This window comes from Mucilaginibacter arboris, assembly GCF_009754915.1.
GTDB lineage: Bacteria > Bacteroidota > Bacteroidia > Sphingobacteriales > Sphingobacteriaceae > Mucilaginibacter_A > Mucilaginibacter_A arboris.
Genome location: NZ_WPIK01000007.1, coordinates 41961 through 62116 on the forward strand (window position 1 = coordinate 41961; position 20156 = coordinate 62116).

18 protein-coding genes and 1 tRNA gene are annotated in these 20156 nt (G+C 39.2%); 13 read left to right on the plus strand and 6 right to left on the minus strand.

Annotation, left to right across the window (positions count from 1 at the left end):
* Nucleotides 1–37: 37 nt before the first annotated feature.
* The 8 genes from GO621_RS08980 to GO621_RS09015 all read left to right on the plus strand — a co-directional run bounded on the left by GO621_RS08980 (nt 38) and on the right by GO621_RS09015 (nt 7943).
* Nucleotides 38–592 (plus strand): hypothetical protein, encoded by a 555-nt coding sequence (locus GO621_RS08980; protein ID WP_157566210.1) that lies wholly within the window; start codon nt 38–40, stop codon nt 590–592.
* 61 nt (nt 593–653) lie between these two features.
* On the plus strand, nt 654–1793 hold the full coding sequence (gene bshA / locus GO621_RS08985; RefSeq protein ID WP_157566211.1) for an N-acetyl-alpha-D-glucosaminyl L-malate synthase BshA: 1140 nt from the start codon (nt 654–656) through the stop codon (nt 1791–1793).
* Between the two features lie 196 nt (nt 1794–1989).
* Nucleotides 1990–2071: transfer RNA gene (locus tag GO621_RS08990), tRNA-Leu, on the plus strand.
* A 67-nt stretch (nt 2072–2138) separates the two neighbouring features.
* Entirely contained in the window at nt 2139–3485 is a 1347-nt protein-coding gene (tig, locus tag GO621_RS08995; protein ID WP_157566212.1) for a trigger factor, read from the plus strand.
* An 80-nt stretch (nt 3486–3565) separates the two neighbouring features.
* Nucleotides 3566–4267 (plus strand): ATP-dependent Clp endopeptidase proteolytic subunit ClpP, encoded by a 702-nt coding sequence (gene clpP / locus GO621_RS09000; protein ID WP_157566213.1) that lies wholly within the window; start codon nt 3566–3568, stop codon nt 4265–4267.
* Nucleotides 4268–4279: 12 nt separating this feature from the next.
* Complete coding sequence (clpX, locus tag GO621_RS09005) at nt 4280–5524, plus strand: ATP-dependent Clp protease ATP-binding subunit ClpX (protein ID WP_157566214.1); 1245 nt, start codon at nt 4280–4282, stop codon at nt 5522–5524.
* Nucleotides 5525–5597: 73 nt separating this feature from the next.
* On the plus strand, nt 5598–6461 hold the full coding sequence (locus GO621_RS09010; protein ID WP_157566215.1) for an AMP nucleosidase: 864 nt from the start codon (nt 5598–5600) through the stop codon (nt 6459–6461).
* Nucleotides 6462–6581: 120 nt separating this feature from the next.
* Nucleotides 6582–7943 (plus strand): pyridoxal-phosphate dependent enzyme, encoded by a 1362-nt coding sequence (locus GO621_RS09015; RefSeq protein WP_157566216.1) that lies wholly within the window; start codon nt 6582–6584, stop codon nt 7941–7943.
* A 60-nt stretch (nt 7944–8003) separates the two neighbouring features.
* Here the strand turns inward: GO621_RS09015 and GO621_RS09020 are convergent, their stop codons facing one another.
* The 5 genes from GO621_RS09020 to GO621_RS09040 form a co-directional block, all read right to left on the minus strand.
* A complete protein-coding gene (locus tag GO621_RS09020) occupies nt 8004–9362 on the minus strand; it encodes an outer membrane beta-barrel protein (protein ID WP_157566218.1) in 1359 nt (452 codons plus the stop codon).
* Nucleotides 9359–9910 (minus strand): RNA polymerase sigma factor, encoded by a 552-nt coding sequence (locus GO621_RS09025; protein WP_157566220.1) that lies wholly within the window; start codon nt 9908–9910, stop codon nt 9359–9361. The genes GO621_RS09020 and GO621_RS09025 overlap by 4 nt, the downstream gene beginning before the upstream one ends.
* 444 nt (nt 9911–10354) lie before the next feature.
* Nucleotides 10355–10816, minus strand: a complete 462-nt coding sequence (locus tag GO621_RS09030) for a DinB family protein (protein ID WP_157566222.1) — start codon at nt 10814–10816, stop codon at nt 10355–10357.
* Nucleotides 10817–10876: 60 nt separating this feature from the next.
* A complete protein-coding gene (locus GO621_RS09035) occupies nt 10877–11818 on the minus strand; it encodes a DUF5996 family protein (protein WP_157566224.1) in 942 nt (313 codons plus the stop codon).
* 112 nt (nt 11819–11930) lie between these two features.
* On the minus strand, nt 11931–12374 hold the full coding sequence (locus tag GO621_RS09040) for a hypothetical protein (protein WP_157566226.1): 444 nt from the start codon (nt 12372–12374) through the stop codon (nt 11931–11933).
* Between the two features lie 124 nt (nt 12375–12498).
* Here GO621_RS09040 and GO621_RS09045 point away from each other — a divergent pair, with 124 nt between their 5' ends.
* The 3 genes from GO621_RS09045 (at nt 12499) to GO621_RS19030 (ending at nt 16818) form a co-directional block, all read left to right on the plus strand.
* On the plus strand, nt 12499–16188 hold the full coding sequence (locus GO621_RS09045; protein ID WP_198170193.1) for a S8 family serine peptidase: 3690 nt from the start codon (nt 12499–12501) through the stop codon (nt 16186–16188).
* Between the two features lie 96 nt (nt 16189–16284).
* On the plus strand, nt 16285–16608 hold the full coding sequence (locus tag GO621_RS19025; protein WP_232335618.1) for an ORF6N domain-containing protein: 324 nt from the start codon (nt 16285–16287) through the stop codon (nt 16606–16608).
* Between the two features lie 15 nt (nt 16609–16623).
* Nucleotides 16624–16818 (plus strand): hypothetical protein, encoded by a 195-nt coding sequence (locus GO621_RS19030; RefSeq protein ID WP_232335619.1) that lies wholly within the window; start codon nt 16624–16626, stop codon nt 16816–16818.
* 331 nt (nt 16819–17149) lie between these two features.
* On the opposite strand, the gene GO621_RS09055 is transcribed toward GO621_RS19030, so the two are convergent.
* Nucleotides 17150–17644, minus strand: coding sequence for a hypothetical protein (locus GO621_RS09055; protein WP_157566230.1), 495 nt, complete (start codon nt 17642–17644; stop codon nt 17150–17152).
* A 173-nt stretch (nt 17645–17817) separates the two neighbouring features.
* Here GO621_RS09055 and ggt point away from each other — a divergent pair, with 173 nt between their 5' ends.
* Both ggt and GO621_RS09065 read left to right on the plus strand, forming a co-directional pair.
* Nucleotides 17818–19533, plus strand: a complete 1716-nt coding sequence (gene ggt, locus GO621_RS09060; protein ID WP_232335620.1) for a gamma-glutamyltransferase — start codon at nt 17818–17820, stop codon at nt 19531–19533.
* A 120-nt stretch (nt 19534–19653) separates the two neighbouring features.
* Nucleotides 19654–20145, plus strand: a complete 492-nt coding sequence (locus GO621_RS09065; RefSeq protein ID WP_157566232.1) for an FKBP-type peptidyl-prolyl cis-trans isomerase — start codon at nt 19654–19656, stop codon at nt 20143–20145.
* Nucleotides 20146–20156 lie beyond the last annotated feature (11 nt).

The window sequence follows — 20156 nt, forward strand, 5'->3', positions numbered from 1 at the left end:
CGCACCTGGCTGATTGTATCCTTTAAAAGGCTTTGTAATGTTGATACAAGCCAAAGGGAAAGTATGTAAAATAACTAAAAGGCATGGTTTTTGTATTTTAAAGCAAAAAAGTAGGTTTGGTATGAAAAAAATTATTTTAATGTTATTAGTTGCTTTATTAGGTTTAACCACACAAGCCTTCTCGCAAAAAAACGTTGACACTGTAAAATTAAATAAGCAATATGCAGATGTAACTAAAGATATTGCAGATTTGCAGGTTAAACTACAGGAAGCGCAGAGCAAATTGCCAACCGAACAATCCAAAGCGCAGAATTTAAGCCAAGAGTCGCAACAAACTGCGCAACAGAGTAGCGAGCAAGCGCAGAAGGCAAGTTCTGGTGATTATGATCAAACACAAAAAGCCAGGAAAAAAGCTAAACGTGCAGCAGAAAAATCTTCTGATGCAAAAGATGCTAATAGCGATGTGAAAGATTTAAATAATAGGATTAAAGATTTAAATAAAGAAATTGCCAGGAAGCAGAAGCAACAACAAGAACTTCAAACCAAACTCGCTGCTGCAAATGCAACACCCACTACTGCTGCACAGCCATAATATTACATAATTTACAGGTTATGCAATTTATAAACTGATAGATTTGCATACAAATAAGTTTATGAAAATAGGTATTGTTTGTTATCCTACTTTCGGTGGCAGCGGCGTTGTTGCTACCGAATTAGGCAAAGCTTTGGCTGATATAGGCCATCAGGTACATTTTATTACATATAATCAGCCCGCCAGGCTGGATTTTTTTTCCGAAAACCTCTTTTATCATGAAGTTGCTGTATCTAAATATCCATTATTTGATTATGCACCTTATGAAATTGCATTAGCAAGTAAAATGGTTGATGTAGTACGTTTTGAAAACCTGGATTTGTTGCATGTACATTATGCTATTCCGCATGCTTCTGCAGCTTATATGGCTAAACAGATCTTAAAAACTTATGGTATCCATATCCCGTTTGTAACAACACTGCATGGAACAGATATTACTTTGGTTGGTAAAGACCGCACGTTTAAGCCTGTTGTTACTTTCTCTATCAACATGTCTGATGGTGTAACGGCTGTTTCCCATCATTTAAAAAAAGACACGCTCAGCTTTTTTGATATTGAAAACGAAATCCGGGTAATTCCAAATTTTATCGATTTAAAGCGTTTCAGTAAAAAAGCCAAAGATCATTTTAAAAGAGCTATTGCTCCTTTTAGCGAGAAAATATTGGTACATACTTCAAACTTTCGCAAAGTAAAACGGACGGAAGATGTGATTAAGCTGTTTGCAATCGTCAACAAAAAAATTCCGTCTAAACTATTAATGGTTGGCGATGGCCCGGAACGTTCTATGTGCGAGCAATTATGCCGTGATTTAGGCGTATGCGAAAATGTACGTTTTTTAGGCAAACAGGAAGCTGTGGAAGAAATTCTGTCTGTGGCAGATCTTTTCCTGATGCCATCAGAATCAGAAAGTTTTGGCTTGGCTGCGCTGGAAGCAATGGCTTGTAAAGTACCTGTAATAAGTTCTAACACCGGCGGGATCCCGGAATTAAATGTTGACGGCGTAACCGGATTTTTAACAGCCGTTGGCGATGTAGAAACCATGGCAGAAAAAGCAGTTTATATTTTAGAAGATGAAGAACGGTTAAAACTATTTAAAGAAAACGCTTTGGCACGTGCCAAAGAATTTGATTTAAGTTTGATATTGCCTATTTACGAATCCTATTATCAGGAAGTAATTGAGCGTTCTAAAGTATCCGTTTAAATTTTATACCGGTAAAAGAAGCATGAGTTGTTTATGAAACTGTAAAATCATTTTTCTTTAGAATGCCTGATGCTTCTTTTACCGGATAAAAATTGGCACAGTTCCAGTTCAAAACTTAAAATTTACATTAAATACCTTTTTAACATTTTGTTATTCGCAATTTTACTTTAGTTTTGCAAAAAATAATTCTGAACAGGCGGAAGTGGCGTAATTGGTAGCCGCACCAGACTTAGGATCTGGCGCTTCACGGCGTGGGGGTTCGAGTCCCTTCTTCCGCACTTGGTTTCCTCCGTCATTTAACATCTGACGGAGGAATTTTTTTATCTTATAAAAACAGTTCAAAAAATGGATATTACACAGGAAAAAATAGATGATTTAAACTCTGTTTTAACCATCAAAATTAATCAGCAGGATTATCAGGCTAAAGTTGAAAAAGCCATAAAAGAGCAGGCAAAAAAAGCAAAGCTGCCAGGTTTTCGTCCCGGAATGGTCCCTCCGGCCCATATTAAAAAAATGTACGGTAAAAGTATTCTGGTTGATGAAATTAACCATTTGCTTTCCGATTCTTTAAATAACTATATTACCGAGAACAAACTGGAAGTTTTAGGTCAGCCGTTGCCAAAAACGGATGATGAAAAACAGTTTAACTGGGATTTTACAGAAGATTATGAGTTTAATTACGAACTGGGCTTAGCGCCTGATTTTACTTTAGATTTTTCTGCTGCAGATGTCATCCCGCAATATGTGATTAAAATTGATGACGAAACGCTGCAAGAACGTATTAAAAACATCCGTAAAAGCTATGGAAAGATGACAAACCCTGACGTATCGTCAGCAGAGGATGTTTTGTATTCCGAATTAGTGCAGCTTTCTCCCGATGGTTCTGTTTTTGAAGGTGGTATTACCAATACAACTTCAGTTCGTATCGATCAGGTTACGGATGAAGAAGTTAAAAGTTCTTTGATTGGCCTTAAAAAAGGCGATGTTGTTAATTTCGATATTAATAAAGCATTTAACAATGATGTAGCTAAAATTGCAGCATTATTAAAAATTGATGAAGAAACAGCATCCGATTTAAAATCGGATTTTAATTTAACGGTAAAAAATGTAAACCGTTTGGAAGAATCAGATTTAAATCAGGAGTTTTATGATAAAGTTTTCGGGCCGGATGTTGTACATAACGAAGAAGAGTTTACAGCGAAAATAAAAGAAGAGCAGGAAGCAATGATGGCACAAGATGCTGAACGAAAGCTTCAGGACGAATTGTATCAGTTTGTTCTTAGTAAAGTGAACTTCGAACTGCCGGATGAATTTTTAAAAAGATGGTTAAAAGCTACTAACGAAAAGTTAAGCGAGCAAGAACTTGAAGATGGCTACAACGATTTTGCTAAAAACCTGAAATGGACATTGGTTGAAAACAAAATTATTAAAGACAACAACATCGAAATTAAATATGAAGAAGTGTTTCAGGCAGCAAAACAACGGTTGGATGCACAATTCAGAATGTACAGCCCGCAAGCTTTAACTGAAGAGCAGTTAGGCCAATATACTGTACAGTTTTTACAGGACAAAGAAAATGCAAACCGGATTTTTGAAGAAGTAAAAGCATTAAGGGTTTTTGATTACCTTAAAACTGTTATTACTTTAGACAAAAAGGAAATTGAGAATAGCGAGTTTAAAAAACTGGAATAATTAGCTAACAATTGTTAAAGTTGATGGTTATCCGGTTCTATAAACAATGAATTGGATAACCATTGTTTTTTTATAGAGATATGCAAATAGATAAAAATGAATTCAGAAAATATGCCGTTAAGCACCATCGCATTAATGGTATTTATGTAGATAAATTTATAGCAGGTGTAGAAAATACGCAACTGCCAACGGGAATGACGCCCTATATTATTGAGGAACGCCAGTTAAATGTTGCCCAAATGGACGTGTTTTCACGTTTGATGATGGACCGTATCATCTTTTTAGGTGATGCGGTAATGGACCAGAATGCGAACATTATCCAGGCACAATTGCTTTTCCTGCAATCAACAGATGCTAAAAGGGATATTCAGATTTATATCAATTCTCCCGGAGGTTCTGTTTATGCAGGTTTAGGTATTTATGATACCATGCAGTTTATCTCTAACGATGTGGCTACCATTTGTACAGGCATGGCTGCTTCTATGGCTGCTGTATTGCTTTGTGCAGGTACCAAAGGCAAACGTGCTGTTTTACCACATTCAAGGGTAATGATCCATCAGCCATCTGGTGGAGCGCAAGGAGTGGCTTCGGATATGGAGATCAACCTGCGAGAAATGTTAAAGTTGAAAAAAGAATTATACGAAATCATATCCAAACACTCCGAACAATCGTATGACTGGGTAGAAAAATCATCAGACCGCGATTACTGGATGTCATCAGAAGAAGCCAAAGAATTTGGCATGGTTGATGAAATATTAAGAAGCAATAAAGCCGATAAATAGTTCAATAAAATTATGAGCAAAACCACTAAAGATATCAAATGTTCATTTTGTGGCGCCGGTAAACAGGATTCATTGATGCTGATTGCAGGTTTAGACGCTCATATATGTGATAAATGCGTTAACCAGGCTAATGATATTCTTGCTGAAGAATTAAAATTACGCAAGGTAAAATCGCCGCTGCAGTCATCGTCAACGATTTTAAAACCCGCAGAAATTAAAGCGCACCTCGATCAGTACGTAATCGGTCAGGATGATGCCAAGAAAGTTTTGTCTGTTGCTGTTTATAATCACTATAAACGTTTGAACCAGAAAATTGGGAAAGATGAGGTAGATATAGAGAAATCGAATATCATTTTGGTTGGCGAAACGGGGACAGGTAAAACGTTATTAGCCAAAACAATTGCAAAAGTGCTCAACGTGCCTTTCTGCATTTGTGATGCGACAGTTTTAACAGAAGCCGGTTATGTAGGAGAAGACGTAGAAAGTATATTAACACGGCTGCTACAGGCTGCGGATTACGATGTTACTTTAGCCGAACGAGGTATTGTTTACATTGATGAAGTAGATAAAATTGCACGTAAAAGTGATAATCCTTCAATTACACGTGATGTATCTGGCGAAGGTGTGCAACAAGCTTTGTTAAAAATCCTGGAAGGAACGATGGTAAACGTACCGCCGCAAGGTGGTCGTAAACATCCTGACCAAAAAATGATTACAGTAAACACTAGCAATATTTTGTTTATCTGTGGCGGTGCTTTTGATGGAATTGAGAAAAAAATAGCCAACAGGATGCGCACGCAAACGGTAGGTTATAAAATGAAGTCAGAAGATCAGGATATCGACCTTAAAAATCTGTACAAGTACATTTCTCCGCAGGATTTAAAAGCTTTCGGTTTAATTCCGGAGTTGATTGGCCGTTTACCGGTGTTAACATATCTTACACCACTGGATCGAAATGCCATGTTGATGATCCTGACAGAACCTAAAAATTCACTTATCAAACAATATAACAAGTTGTTTGAGTATGAGGATGTAAAACTGAACTTTGACAGGGAAGTGCTGGATTACGTGGTAGATAAAGCAATGGAATTTAAGCTTGGTGCAAGAGGGCTTCGGTCTATTTGCGAAGCCATTATGATCGATGCCATGTTTGAGATACCATCTAACCAGGAACACCACAAGCATCTGGATATTACGCTTGATTATGCCAGGGAAAAATTTGAGAAATCGGACCTCAAGAAACTAAAAGCAGCATAAATAAATTAAGCCCCGGCAAAAAAAGCCGGGGTTTTTTGTATATTTATTTTTCTGCATTAAAAGAAGCATTACTATGAATGAAGAAAAAGACATTAAAAAGGATTCGGAAATTGTTAAACAAGCACACAAGGTAAAAGAAGTTCAAAGCCCGGTTAAATCAGGCCTGAAAACAAAAGAAGCAATTGTTGCGAACTGGCTGCCCCGTTATACCGGCAGGCCGCTGGATGATTTTAAAGAGTATGTTATCCTCACTAATTTTTCTAAATATCTTCAGTTATTTTCAGAATGGCATAACGATGCACAGATTATGGGTTTGGATAAGCCCATGCAAAGTGTAACTGCTGATGGCATTACCATTATTAATTTTGGTATGGGAAGTGCATTGGCTGCAACCGTAATGGACCTGCTTAGTGCTATTCATCCAAAAGCGGTGATTTTTTTGGGAAAATGCGGTGGTTTAAAAAGAAAAAACAACGTTGGTGATCTGATCCTGCCAATTGCCGCTATCCGTGGCGAAGGTACATCTAACGATTATCTGCCCTCAGAAGTTCCTGCCCTGCCTGCGTTTGCTTTGCAGAAAGCTATTTCAACAACTATTCGCGAACATTCCCGTGATTACTGGACAGGAACAGTTTATACCACCAATCGGCGGGTTTGGGAACACGACAAAAAGTTTAAAAAGTATCTCAAAAGCCTCCGTTCTATGGCTGTAGATATGGAAACGGCTACCATTTTTATCACAGGCTTTGCCAATAAAATCCCAACCGGTGCTTTATTACTGGTTTCTGATCAACCAATGATCCCGGAAGGTGTAAAAACTGCCGAAAGTGATTCAAGCGTAACCGAAAAATTTGTTGAAACGCATTTACGTGTTGGTATTGATTCTTTAAAGCAGTTAATTAACCACGGCCTAACGGTTAAACACCTGCATTTTTAATCTGCAATTGTTTTTAATTGTTCAGTTATCATGCGGCAAGTATCCTAAATTTGTCTGCTGATTTTTAGTGCATAAAAGAAGCATCTCATCAGCAATAAACAGCCTTAACAGCGATAGAAAATGTGGTATAATAATATTCTCGAAACCATTGGTAATACGCCTTTAGTAAAGCTAAACGTTATTCCGAAAGATATTAAAGCAACCGTGCTGGCCAAGATAGAAACAACCAATCCGGGCAATTCTATTAAAGACCGTATGGCTTTAAAAATGATTGAAGATGCCGAAAAAAGCGGTAAACTAAAACCAGGCGGAACGATTATTGAAGGTACTTCGGGCAATACAGGGATGGGACTGGCCATTGCAGCAGTAATTAAAGGTTACAAATGTATTTTTACCACAACGGATAAACAATCAAAAGAAAAAGTAGATGCATTACGTGCTTTTGGTGCCGAAGTAATTGTTTGCCCTACCAATGTCGATCCTGAAGATCAGCGTTCTTACTACTCGGTTTCTACGCGTTTGGAGCGTGAAGTCCCTAATTCGTGGAAGCCGAACCAGTATGATAATCCTTCAAATACCCAAGCGAATTATGAGCAGACCGGGCCAGAAATCTGGGAACAAACAGAAGGAAAAATTACCCATCTGATTGTTGGCGCGGGTACTGGCGGTACAATTTCGGGTGCAGGAAAGTATCTCAAGGAAAAAAATCCTGCGATACAGGTTTTAGGGATTGATACTTATGGGTCCGTTTTTAAGAAATATAAGGAAACGGGTATTTTCGATAAAAATGAAATCTATCCTTATATTACAGAAGGTATTGGGGAAGACTTTTTACCGCAGAATGTAAACTTTGAGGTTATTGATTACTTTGAAAAAGTAAGCGATAAAGATGCCGCTTTAATGACCAGGGAAATTGCCCGTAAAGAAGGCATTTTTGCAGGAAATTCATCCGGTTCTGCTGTTGCAGGTTTAATGCAGATGAAAGATCGTTTTAAAGAAGGAGATGTTGTAGTAATCATTTTCCCGGACCATGGTTCGCGTTATGTAGGCAAAATGTATAACGAAGACTGGCTGCGCGAGCGTGGATTTTTAAAAGATGAGAAACTGACAGCAAGAACCATTATCAGTAAGGAATCTGATCAGGAAATTGTTACGATAGATGCTGAGGAAACGATTTTAAAAGCAATCAACATCATCAAATCATTAAATATTTCTCAGATTCCTGTTACACAACATGAGATGATTATAGGGAAAATTACAGAAAGCGATATCCTGGATGCTTTGCTCGAAAATCCTGCTTTAAAATCTCATCCCGTAAAAGATATTATCACATCACCTTTTCCGTTTGTTGATCTCAATACTTCTATCGATAAAATATCTTCCCTCATCAATAAAGAAAACACAGCCGTTTTGGTAGAAGATGAAAAAGGCCGGTTTAAAATAATCACTCAATACGATATTATCAATGCGATTTCGGCTTAACTTAATTTTATACCGGTAAAAGAAGCATTGCCCTTTTAAACTGTTAAAACACTAAGGCAATTATTTTTTTACCTGTTGTAAATCCAACTTTAAATTAATACCAGCCGAACCAAACAACAATTGCTGCGAACCCAATCCGCCTAAAGGATATTTTAAAAAAGGTTCAATTTGCAATTTGTTTTTACCTAAAGGATAAGCAAAGCCAACAGCAATATTCAGCGTTTTAGCAAAATTAAAATTGTTAAAGCTTTTGATGTTTTGCGTTGTAGAGGTGGAAGTGTTGTAATGATAATCGTAAGCTTCTTTTACAAAAGTATTGGAACTGAAACCGGCAGAAACAGCCATACTGTTTTTACCGGGTAAAAAAGTATAAGTTAAATTAACCGGTATGTCGAGTGCAACTAAACTGGCATTAATACTGCTTAAACTTGAATTTGTAACGGTAATGCTGGAAGAAGGCATGGTAGCGTAATTACTGGCAGCCAGTAAACTTCCATTTGGTATATTTTGGTTATAAGTCAGGTTGTTTTGCATCAGTCCTAAGCCTGTAGATATTTTAAAATTTTTCGCCAGGCGGAAATCTGTAGAAACACCTGCTCCTAAACCTAACTGATTATTGCTGCCGCTGGCGTAATTTAAATGCGGCCCTGCATACAATTCCAAACTAAATATCGAAGATTTTTTAACAGGATTTTTAACCGTTTCTGCCTTTGCTGCTTTATTTAGGACAGCAGGTTTTACAACCGGCGTATTTGTTTTTTTTGCAATAACTAACTGTTTCCTGCCGGAAGAATCTGCTGGAACAGGAACTTGAATTTTAGCTTGTTTAGCTGTACTGTCCGATACATTTTTTATACCGGTAAAAGAAGTATTGTTTTGATTGCTTACTTCCTGTTTGTTAACCGATAAGTCTGCCTGTTCTTTTTGGGCCAAAACTTGCTTCGGGATAAAACCTGGTACTGTTTTTACAGGTGTTTTTTCCGTATTTACAGTATCGGCAGCAATTCTTTGCTTTACGATTTTGTTAATGCCACGCAAATGGTTTTCTGTAAAACCCAATGCTGTTTTTACCGGTGTTTTTTGTGTGTTAGTTTCTGGAAGAATTTTACCTGATACAGCTTTTTTAGGAGAGAAATACTGATGAGGCAAAGCAGCAACCGAATTTTTTGCTTGTTGCTTTTTTACTTTTGAAACCTTGTTTTGAAGAATATCAGGCTGATACAACCAAAAAACAAAGGCAATAAAAATTAAAGCAGCAGCAGAACCAAACCACCGGAAAAAATATTTCCGGCGGTTTTTTTCTGGATATTTTTCACGCAGCAAGTTCCAGCCTTCTTCGGCTGTTCCGTCATCGTATTCCTCAAAAACCTGTTTGATCCGGTTTTTTAATTCCTCGTCAAAATTTTCATTTTCCATCATCCTTTTTCTTCTTGCTGAAGGATCATTTTTCGTAACCGTTCTTTTGCCCTGCCCAAATACACCCTGGACGAACTTGCTGCGATGTTTAACATCACGCCAATTTCTTCATGGTTATAGCCATCAACCTCGTATAAATTAAAAACCAGCCGGTTCAATTCCGGCAGCAATTGCATCATCGTTACAATATCGTTTGCGTTTAATTTGGATACTGCCAAAGCCGGCGTAGCTATAAAAGCTGCTTCGTCCAGGTCTGCTTCTGCCAAATTCCTGAGGTTTTTTCTGCGCCGGTCTATAGCTGTATTTACAATCACTTTACGAAGCCAGGGTTTAAACGGCAGTTTTTCGTCAACGCTTTTTATCGTATTAAATACTTTAATAAAAGCATCGTTCACCACTTCCAAAGCATCATCGCGGTTAGCTAAATAGCGCAAACCAATACCCATAGCGTAGCCATAAAACTGTTTATACAGTAATTCCTGGTGTTTTAAATCGCCATGTTTGCATTGCCGAACGAGTTCCTGTTCTGCAATGGCCGGATATTTTGGCATGTATTAATTGTGCATCCCTGCTGAAATTATATTTATTAATTCAAACAATTGCGATCAGGCTATTTCTATAATCTGTTTTGCAATTATAAATATTACGGTTGTGGTTGGAGAAACGCTACAGGAAGCAGGAAATAATTTTGGAGTAGCCTTTAAAGAATTTATTTTGATTGAGAGGTTGTTTAAACTTTTTGGTACCAATTAAAATTTGGTCCTCCGGCATGCCCAGGTTTGGTGCCGATGCTTCTTTTACCGGGTAAAATTGGTGTTTACATTTAATCCCTAAAGACCTATAAGGTTTTCAAAACCTTATAGGTCTTTAGCGAAGGGTCAACATTTTTAGGTGATAAAAGAAACATCGGCCTAAAAAAAAGAGGGCCAGAAAAAAAGTTTAAACAACTTCTGAATTAAGCTCAAGGTTATCAAAGGTATGTTTAGTACAATTCCTCACACTTTCACTAATCTTTTCAGCGCCATAATAGCACCCGTATGATATCCTTCATGGTAAGGCAAAAAGTTAATAGCATCATCAATAGTATCTATAGCAACGCCGTAACGCGTAACAAAAGGGGTATAAGTTTTAAAAAAGCCCTTTTTATAATCGCTTTCAAATTCATCTAAAGAGGAGAGGAGCAAAGTTTTAATCGTTCCTGCTTCAGCCTGATCAATAAAGCTGTCTGGTTTCGTGCCAGGCAAGTAAGGCGAAAAATACTTATCCTGCACAACAGGTTTCAAGCCGGAACGCTTGTAGCAAATGCTTTGTTGTGCAGCAGTTAAATGTGCCAGGTTCCAGATGATGTTGTTGTTGAAACCTTCTGGAATTTGGTTTAATTGTTCTATGGTTAAACCTTCAACCAGGTTTAGCAAAAAAGTTCTGGTTGCTTTTATTTTTTGGATCTGCAGGTGCATGGGTTTTGCTTTATGCTACTAACATGTTTTAAACCCATGCTGTTTTTATGACCTGTTTTTTTAGGTTGATGATTTATTGAAAGAAGATAAATCGCATTCTAAAGCTTCGCGGTCCCAGTTTCCGGTAATTGCTGCAGCTTCATAAGTAGTTTGTAAAAAGCGGAGTAACACACTTTCCGGGTCTGGCGCTGATCTTACAACTTCATAAGGCAAAAAGAATTCGCCCATTTCTTCACTATAAAAGGCTTCTGGCGGTCCTACTTTTTGTGTGCTAAAAGAAGCATTGGTTGGATAGCAATAAGCATAAAATACAGGTTGCGGAAAACTTTCGTTTCCCGGCCAAAAACCGCAACTGCTTACTTCGTGCGAATAAGCTTCCTGCATTACTTTAAGCGGTATATTTGGCGATCCTCCTGGGTGCAGCGGCGCTTTTCTGCCTGAAAAACGGGTAACGGCCAGATCAAAAGCGCCCCAAAATAAATGAACAGGGCTGCATTTCCCCACAAACCCTGTCCTGAATCTGGTAAAAACGTTATAGGTTTTTATTAAAGCCTGCCATAATTTGTTCATCTGCTCTTTGTTGTAAGCATGATGTATTTCATCCTCCTGAAAAGGAATTGCAGGTTCTACTTCGTTTGGCACAGCATAAATATTGATATGGATGCCAATCAGCTCTAACTTCTCTAATAATTCCTGATAAAAGTTAGCAACCGATCTCGGCTTCAAATCAAAACTTACACTTTCATTCCAACTGGAATTGATGATGAGTTTATGGTAGATAAAATCAAAATCAATCTGAAAAATTCCGCCCTCGTAAGGGATGCTGCCTGTGGTCAAGCCTTTTGCAGATACATACAAAGTAACATGCCAGGAATGGTTTATCCACGGCGTTTTGCTTAATCGTATTTTACCCACAATTTGTGTCCAAAGTTGTACGGTGGCAACGGTTTCCTTTAGCTCCTCAAATTTTAATTCGGGCCAGATCTGCTGTTCTTTCTTCATTTTTTATGGCTTTAACTATTAGCATATAAAGTTTTTGCGCTATGAATAGGGAAAGTATAGGCTATTGTAAATGTATTAGAAACTATCCGGAAAAAAAATTTAGTTTTCGTCCTTAGAAAACAGCTTTATTGCTGATGTAAATATCTTTGTGCGTTAAACTGTCTGGCAAAACTTCAACCGGGTTAATGCTTCCTTTACCATTAAAATAATTGGCATACAGTCCTTCTTTTTCTATTATAAAAACACTGTACTGTCCTGCTGGCAAAGCTACTTCAAACCAGCCTTTTGCATTACTGGTTGTTTTAGCAACCCATGCTGTTTTTATGGCAGAAAAAATGCCATTGCTATTTTTTACTTCGCTGATATTGGTTAATTTATAAATAACGATTTCGCGTATAACAGGTTGTCCGTTTGCTATTGCACGTCCTGGCCCGGGCATTTGGTTTCCCTGTTTCAGCAGTACGGTTCCGCAAATTCCCTGTTTTACTTTTTGGTTAGGTTTTAAGGTGAAGCAGGCCATCAGTAAAAATACAAATAGCGATAAAAGATTTCTCATAATATATAAGTAATGTCTGTATCTTAAACGCTTAAAGTTGGTATAAGTCTATTGGTTTATTGCTTTTATATTTTGTTTTGATATGATTAAAAATTCTACCCGAATATTACTGTTTTTTCTGTTGATGAAAGCAATTCCAGGCTTTAGTCAACTGGTTACAGAAGATAAAAGGCGAGAACTGGTTAGCTTTTCATCCCGCTTAAAAACCGATTTTGAAACCAACCGGGACAAAGCTTTTGCCTTAGCCAAACAAAAAGGATGGCCGGTTTTTCGCCAGGAAAAAAACGGGAAAACAACATCTTTACAAGGAACGGATGTTTTGGGCTTTCCCATCTACCTGCAAACCAGTAATAATATTGTTGCAGCAGCAACTACGCAAACAACAGCGCTTTACAGTGGCGGTCCGCTTGGTTTAACGCTTTCCGGCTCGAGTGCAAACATGGCTGGTAAACTGGGTATTTGGGACGGCGGAAAGATCTATCCCAATCACCAGGAATTTACAGGAAAAACAGTTACGATGCTGGATGGGTCGGCAACTATCAGCGACCATACCACTCATGTTGCCGGAACTTTAATAGCAAAAGGCGTTTATGCGCCTGCCCGAGGGATGGCATTTGGCGCAAGCGGACTAATTGCTTATGATTTTAACAATGATGCTTCCGAAATGGCTTCCAATGCTGCTTCGCTGTTGGTTTCCAATCATTCTTATGGCATTGTTACCGGTTGGAGTTATAATACAACTGTAACCCCGAACCGTTGGGAATGGTACGGTTTGCCCGGCGATAACGAGGATTATAAATTTGGTTATTACAGTGCTTATGCACAAAGCTTTGATAAGATTGCGTACAATGCGCCTTATTACCTGATTGCTGTTGCAGCAGGAAATAATCGTGGGGAAACCGGCCCTGCTGTTGGCGAAACGTATTATGGTTACCAAAGCCGTACCGATCAAACCATTGTAAACAAAGGTGCCAGGCCAGCCAACATCAGCAGTAATGATGGTTATGATATTATGCAGTCGCCGGCATTGGCAAAAAATGTACTGGCTGTTGGTGCCGTTAACCCGCTGCCTTATGGCCCAGCGGTTTCTTCGGATGTTGCTATTGCCAGTTTTAGCAGTTGGGGCCCAACGGATGACGGCCGCATTAAACCGGATATTTGTGGTGATGGTGTTAATGTAATTTCTACCGGAATTGATGCCCCGGATGCTTATGTAGCCATGTCTGGTACCTCTATGGCTACGCCTAACGTTAGCGGATCTGTTTTTTTATTGCAGGAATATTATTCGCAAAAAAACAGTGGTAATTTTATGCGTGCCGCTACCTTAAAAGGCTTGGTTTGCCATACTGCTTTTGATGCTGGAAATATTGGCCCGGATTATATTTACGGCTGGGGCTTGCTAAATACAGCTAAGGCAGCACAGGCTATTACAGATAAAGGTGTAAAAAGCATGATCAACGAGAATAGCCTTTCACAAGGGCAAACTCAAACTTTTAACGTTGTTGCTTCTGGTAACGGGCCGCTTGTTGCTACTATTTCATGGACTGACCCGGCAGGAACACCAGGCCCTGTTGGCGTGGTGGACGATCCAACCATAAAACTGGTTAATGATCTGGATGTAAGGGTAACCCAGGGAACAACTGTTTTTAAACCCTGGATACTCGATCCGGCAAATCCGGCAACTGCTGCCACCACCGGTGATAACATCCGCGATAATTTGGAGCAGGTTTATATTGCCAATGCCGTTCCCGGTAAAAGTTATACCATTACGGTGGGCCATAAAGGTACATTAACTTCCGGGCCGCAAGCTTATTCGCTTATTGTAACCGGTATAGGTGGTACTGCTTATTGTGCTTCGGCAGCAACTTCCACTGCCGATTCTAAAATTAACCAGGTTCAGTTATCAAATATTAATTATACGGCTGCTACAGGTTGTACCTCTTATACTGATAATACCAATTTAACCGCTACATTAGAGCAGGGCGCAACTTACCCGTTTTCGGTAAATTTAGGTACCTGTGGTGGAAATTTTAATAAGATTGCCAAAGTTTTTATTGACTGGAATGGCGATGGAGATTTTGATGATGCCGGAGAACTGGTAGCTACATCTCCCGTAATTAACGGTAATGCTTCTTTTACCGGTAATATTTTGGTGCCCTCAACTGTAACAACGGATACTTATAGTTTAATGCGGATTGTAGAAACTGAAACTACCGATCCTACTGCTGTAACTGCCTGCGGGATTTATGCCAAAGGCGAAACCCAGGATTACCGCGTTAACTTTGTTAAAAGCACTAAAGATGTGGGCGTGGCCAGTATTGTAAGCCCTGCTGCAACCGGTACTTGCAGTAGTTCGGCACAGCAAATTACTATCAGGCTTCATAATTACGGCAGCGCTGCTATCAGTAATGTTCCGTTAACGGTAACTGTAACCAATGCGGCAGGCGCAGTTACAACCATTAACGAAACTTACGCAGGTACAATTACGCCCGGTCAGGAGCAGGATTATACTCTAAATACAACGTTTAATGCTGCGGCTGGCAGCGTTTATCAAATTGCAGCAACAACCAATTTAACTGGCGATACCAAAAGCAGCAACAACCAATCAACCGGAACAATAACTATTAGCCCGGCACCAGTTCTAAGCAGCCTGCTGGCTATTAATTGTGCCAATACCAGTTCGTATTTGTTAAGTGGTGCTGGCGATGGCAATTTATTCTGGTATGTAAATGCAGCAGATGCGCTTCCTTTTGCCAGCGGCGCTTCCGTAAATACAACACAAGTACCGGTAAACAATACTTTTTATGCTGGTTTAAACGACCTGAATGCCAAAGTTGGCCCTGCAACCAAAAATGTATTTTCATCGGGGAGCTATAACCAGTTTGGTTCCGGAATGACCGTCAACACTACTATTCCGGTTATTTTGAAAAGTGCCCGCCTGTATATTGGTTATCCGGGAACAATTACTTTTACGGCAACCACTTCTACCGGGCAAACGGTTTCCAGTGTTACTTTAAATGTTACCGCTACACGCAGCAAGCCGCAAACCGGTGCAGCAACAGATGATGCATCGGATGTTGGACAGGTTTATCAGCTAAATTTACTGCTGCCTGCTGCCGGAACTTACCAGATCAACATTAGTTATGCAGATAATGCTACCATTTATCGTAATAATGGCGGTGTAACGGGTTATCCGTTTACCATTGGTAGCTTTTTCTCTATCACGGGTACCAATGCTTCTGCCACACCGCTTGCCTACTATTATTATTTTTACGATCTTACCGTTACCAGTGCAGGCTGTGCTTCTGCTGCACGCGTAGCTGTTCCGATTTCAAAACCTCTGATTACCCAAAACGGTGTTACTTTAAGTTCTAACTTTAGTAATGGCAACCAGTGGTATTTAAACAATGTGCTGATAGAAGGCGCAACCAGTCAAACCTATCAGCCTAAAGTTTCCGGCACTTACAGGGTTGATGTAAGCACTTCGGCTGGTTGTATTTCGCCTTCGGCAGATCTTAATTTTACTTTGCCAGCTACTGAAAGTCCGTTGACGGATATTAACCTGATTATTTATCCTGTTCCAACCAACGAAATATTGAATTTAAGCTTTGAGTTGTATGAAAAAGGCGATTTACAGGTTACAGTCTGGAATAGCATTGGGCAATTGATGTACCAGAAAACCAGTGCCATTACTGTTTTTGGCAAGTATAATTCTACCATCAATACCAGTAATATGGCCGATGGCAATTATATTTTGCAGATTAAAACCGGATCGAAAAGTTATAGCAGGAAGTTTGTGATTAATAAAAGCTAATTTTTAGGTGATAAAAGAAGCATAACGATGTTTAATGTGCTTCTTTTATCAGGTAAAAATTTACAACCCAAACAAGCATAAAAGATACCTGAAAGCATGAGCAAACAACTGGCTGCAACTATACCCGATGAAGTGGTGATGAGTAAGATCTACATGATTAGGAAAGAGAAAGTAATGTTGGATGAAGATCTGGCAGCACTATACGGAGTAGAAACACGACGGTTAAATGAACAGGTAAAACGGAACATTGATCGTTTTCCGGAAGATTTTATGTTTACGCTAACAGAGGAAGAGTTTGCAAATTTGAAGTCGCAAAATGCGACATCAAGTTGGGGCGGCCGAAGAAAGCTTCCTAATGCTTTTACCGCACATGGCGTACTTATGTTATCCAGCGTATTAAACAGTAAACAGGCCATCTAGGTTAACATTCAAATCATGCGGATTTATACTAAAATAAGAGAAATGTTAATTGCACATAAAGATGTATTTCTACGCGTTGAGCAGGTAGAAAAGCAACTGATGAAGCATGATGAAAAGATAGGACTACTCTTTACCTATCTGCGTAAATTTATTGAAAAGGAAGAAACACCAAGAACACCAATTGGTTACAGGGCAAAAAAAGAAGTGTAGTGGGAGAATGCTTCTTTTATCTGCTAAAATTAATCAGGATTGAAAAATCCGTAGCTCAAAAGACCGTGATTGCAAATTAAGGCTTTATCCTTATTCTTAGGATAGTGAAACTCATAAATGTGTTTTAATTAAGCAAGTAAGCCTCTTTTTATAGAGCAAAAGCAACCTCAATAGAACTTTTTATTTTTTGGGATAATAGGCAGGATGCAGTAAATTTATTTTTGTAATCTCCGCCTGGATTTTAAGCAGATCGAAGGGGATAAAAAATAATGTTTAGGTGATAAAAGAAGTACGTCCCTAAAAACGATGCTTCTTTTACCACCCTAAAATCTTACTTAAAAGCATATTTAATACCCAAACTTGGTGCCAGGCTAAAAATCGGCCCTCTGAATATTTCTATTCTCGGGTCTAAATCCACACTTACAGCTATAGGTGAACTTGGTATCAGATATTCTAAACCAATAACACCATCGGCACCCAATAAAGGAGAAGATGAATTGTAAACCCGCACATCACCATTATAAACCCGGTAAGTGCCGCTGCCAACGCCGCCAATGTGTGCGCCGGCACCGTAATAAAATTTAAGTTCAGCCACATTAAAAGCTGCTTGGTGTATCTCAAATAATCCCGTAACTACAGCGCCTTTTTCACGAAAGCCTAAAGTGCCTTCTAAAGCGATAGTCGGACTGGTAAAGTATTTAACGGAAACGCCACTTTCGTAGCTAAACCGAAGCCCGGCAGCAGTTTGGTAAGTTTGCGCATTTGCAGCTTTACCAAAGCAAATAATTGCGGATAAAAATAAAAGGTTAAAGAGTATTTTTTTCATGTAGAATAATTAATCGCGTTATGTCTTTAATAAGATGCAAAAATGAAAATTTTAATAACATCTATCAGCCCATCTGCCAAAATAATTAAAAGTTAAAAGCAGTATGACTAATTAAATTCTAAAGGTTATGCCGGAATTATAATATTTTAGCAAGGAATTAAGCAGCTATTACCATGAATAAATTACCAGTTAAAAGAAGCATGAGGTTATTTCTCATTATCAGCGGCTTTGTTTTTTTATCGGCTGGATGCGTAAATGGGCAATTGGGTAAAAACAACGGGCAGGAATACCGTAACGGCATGGTGGTTTGTGCTTATCCAGAAGCGGCCAAAGCAGGTTTAGAAATTTTAAAAAAAGGTGGAAACGCGGTTGATGCTGCCATAGCCGTACAATTTGCCCTTGCCGTAACGCATCCAACTGCTGGGAATATTGGCGGTGGTGGTTTTATGGTTTACCGTTCTGGAAAAGGGGAGGTTAATACTTTAGATTATCGCGAAAAAGCACCGGCAGCAGCAAGTGCTAATATGTACCAGGATTCGGCAGGGAATATTATCCCGGATAAAAGTTTGCATACGCATCAGGCTTCCGGCGTTCCCGGTTCTGTAGATGGTTTGGTAGAAGCACACCGAAAATACGGAAAATTAAAATGGGCCGACCTGGTTCAGCCAGCCATCAACCTTGCAAAAAGCGGCTTCCCAATTACCGAAAAATTAGCAGCAAACTTAAATTCCAATCAAACTACCTTCAAAAGGCTTAATCCGGGTAAAAATTATTATCAGAAAGAAGGCGGATGGAAAGCAGGAGATATAATGGTTCAGCAGGATTTGGCTGCTACTTTGGAACTGGTCCGGGATAAAGGCCGTGCCGGTTTTTACGAAGGAAAAGTTGCCGACGAACTGGTAGCTGAAATGCAAAGAGGAAGCGGACTAATTACCAAAACCGACCTTAAAAACTACCATTCCGTTTGGCGCAAAGCTATTACAGGCAATTATAAAGGTTATAAAATTATCACGATGCCGCCGCCATCCAGCGGCGGAATTGCTTTACTGCAACTGCTGCGTTCAGTAGAACCTTTTCCGTTAAAGCGGTGGGGTTTTAACCAGGATTCTACGGTCCAGGTGATGGTAGAAGCAGAGCGCCGTGTTTATGCTGATCGTTCTAAATATCTGGGCGACCCGGATTTTTATAAAGTTCCTGCTGATAGTTTGCTTCAACCTAAATACACGGATTCAAGGATGAAAGATTTTAACTGGGCACAAGCTACGCCAAGCAGTTCTATTCAGCCTGGTTCTTTTGTTGGATACGAAAGCGACCAGACCACACATTTATCCATTGTAGATAAAGAGGGAAATGCGGTTTCCATCACCACTACTTTAAACGGTGCTTTCGGCTCTGGAATAGTAGTAAAAGGTGCTGGTTTTTTATTGAATAACGAAATGGACGATTTCAGTTCTAAACCTGGCGTACCAAATATGTTTGGTTTAGTAGGCGGGAAAGCCAATTCGATACAACCGGGTAAGCGCATGTTATCTTCCATGACACCGGCAATTTTAGAAAAAGACGGCAAACTGTTTATGGTAGTTGGCACACCGGGTGGTTCTACCATCATTACTTCTGTTTTTCAGACGATTTTGAATGTGGTCGAGTTTGATCAAAGTATGCAACAGGCAGTAACATCCAAACGTTTTCATCATCAATGGATGCCGGATGATGTTGAAGTTGAGCAAGAAGCATTGGATAGGGCAACTACCCAAAAACTGGAGAAAAAAGGTTACAAAATTGTACCGCATGGCCCAATTGGCCGGGTTGATGCAATCTTAAAAACAAAATGGGGTTATTATGAAGGAGGTGCCGATCCACGCGGGGACGATACCAAGCTGGGCTGGTAAATTACGATCGATGTTTTTTAGGTGCTAAAAGAAGCATTCGACCAGCCTGATTTTGTTAAAATATGTTAAGGTGCTGATTTTGCAGATTAAAACAATAAATTTGCGTTTTATCAATTTAGCATGAAAGGGTTGTTTTTTGTTTTCGCATTGCTGCTTGCCTTATCGGCATGCAAAAAAGCGGAAACAGATAATTCTGCTTATTTAGCACAAATTGGGATTGATAGCAACAAGATCCGGGCTTATTTAATCGCTAACAACATCCCTATAAAAAAAGTAGGCGATACTATTGGTGTTTATTATCAGATTATTAACCCGGGGGATGTTGCCAGTCTTTACACACAATCAACTTTGATTACGGTTGGATATTCGGCAAAAATATTAGGTGCCAAAGATACTTTAAGCCAAACCAACGCTTACCATCCGTCTTTTACTTTAGGCAGTGTGATAAGAGGTTGGCAGGTTGGTATCCCGTTGATAAAAAAAAATGGGAGGATACGGCTTTTCGTGCCATCGCGTTATGCTTATGGTCCGTATGACCAGACAACAAATTTGAAAATACCGGGCAATTCGTGCCTCGATTTTGATATTACTTTATATAACGTTACCAATTAAAATTAAATAAT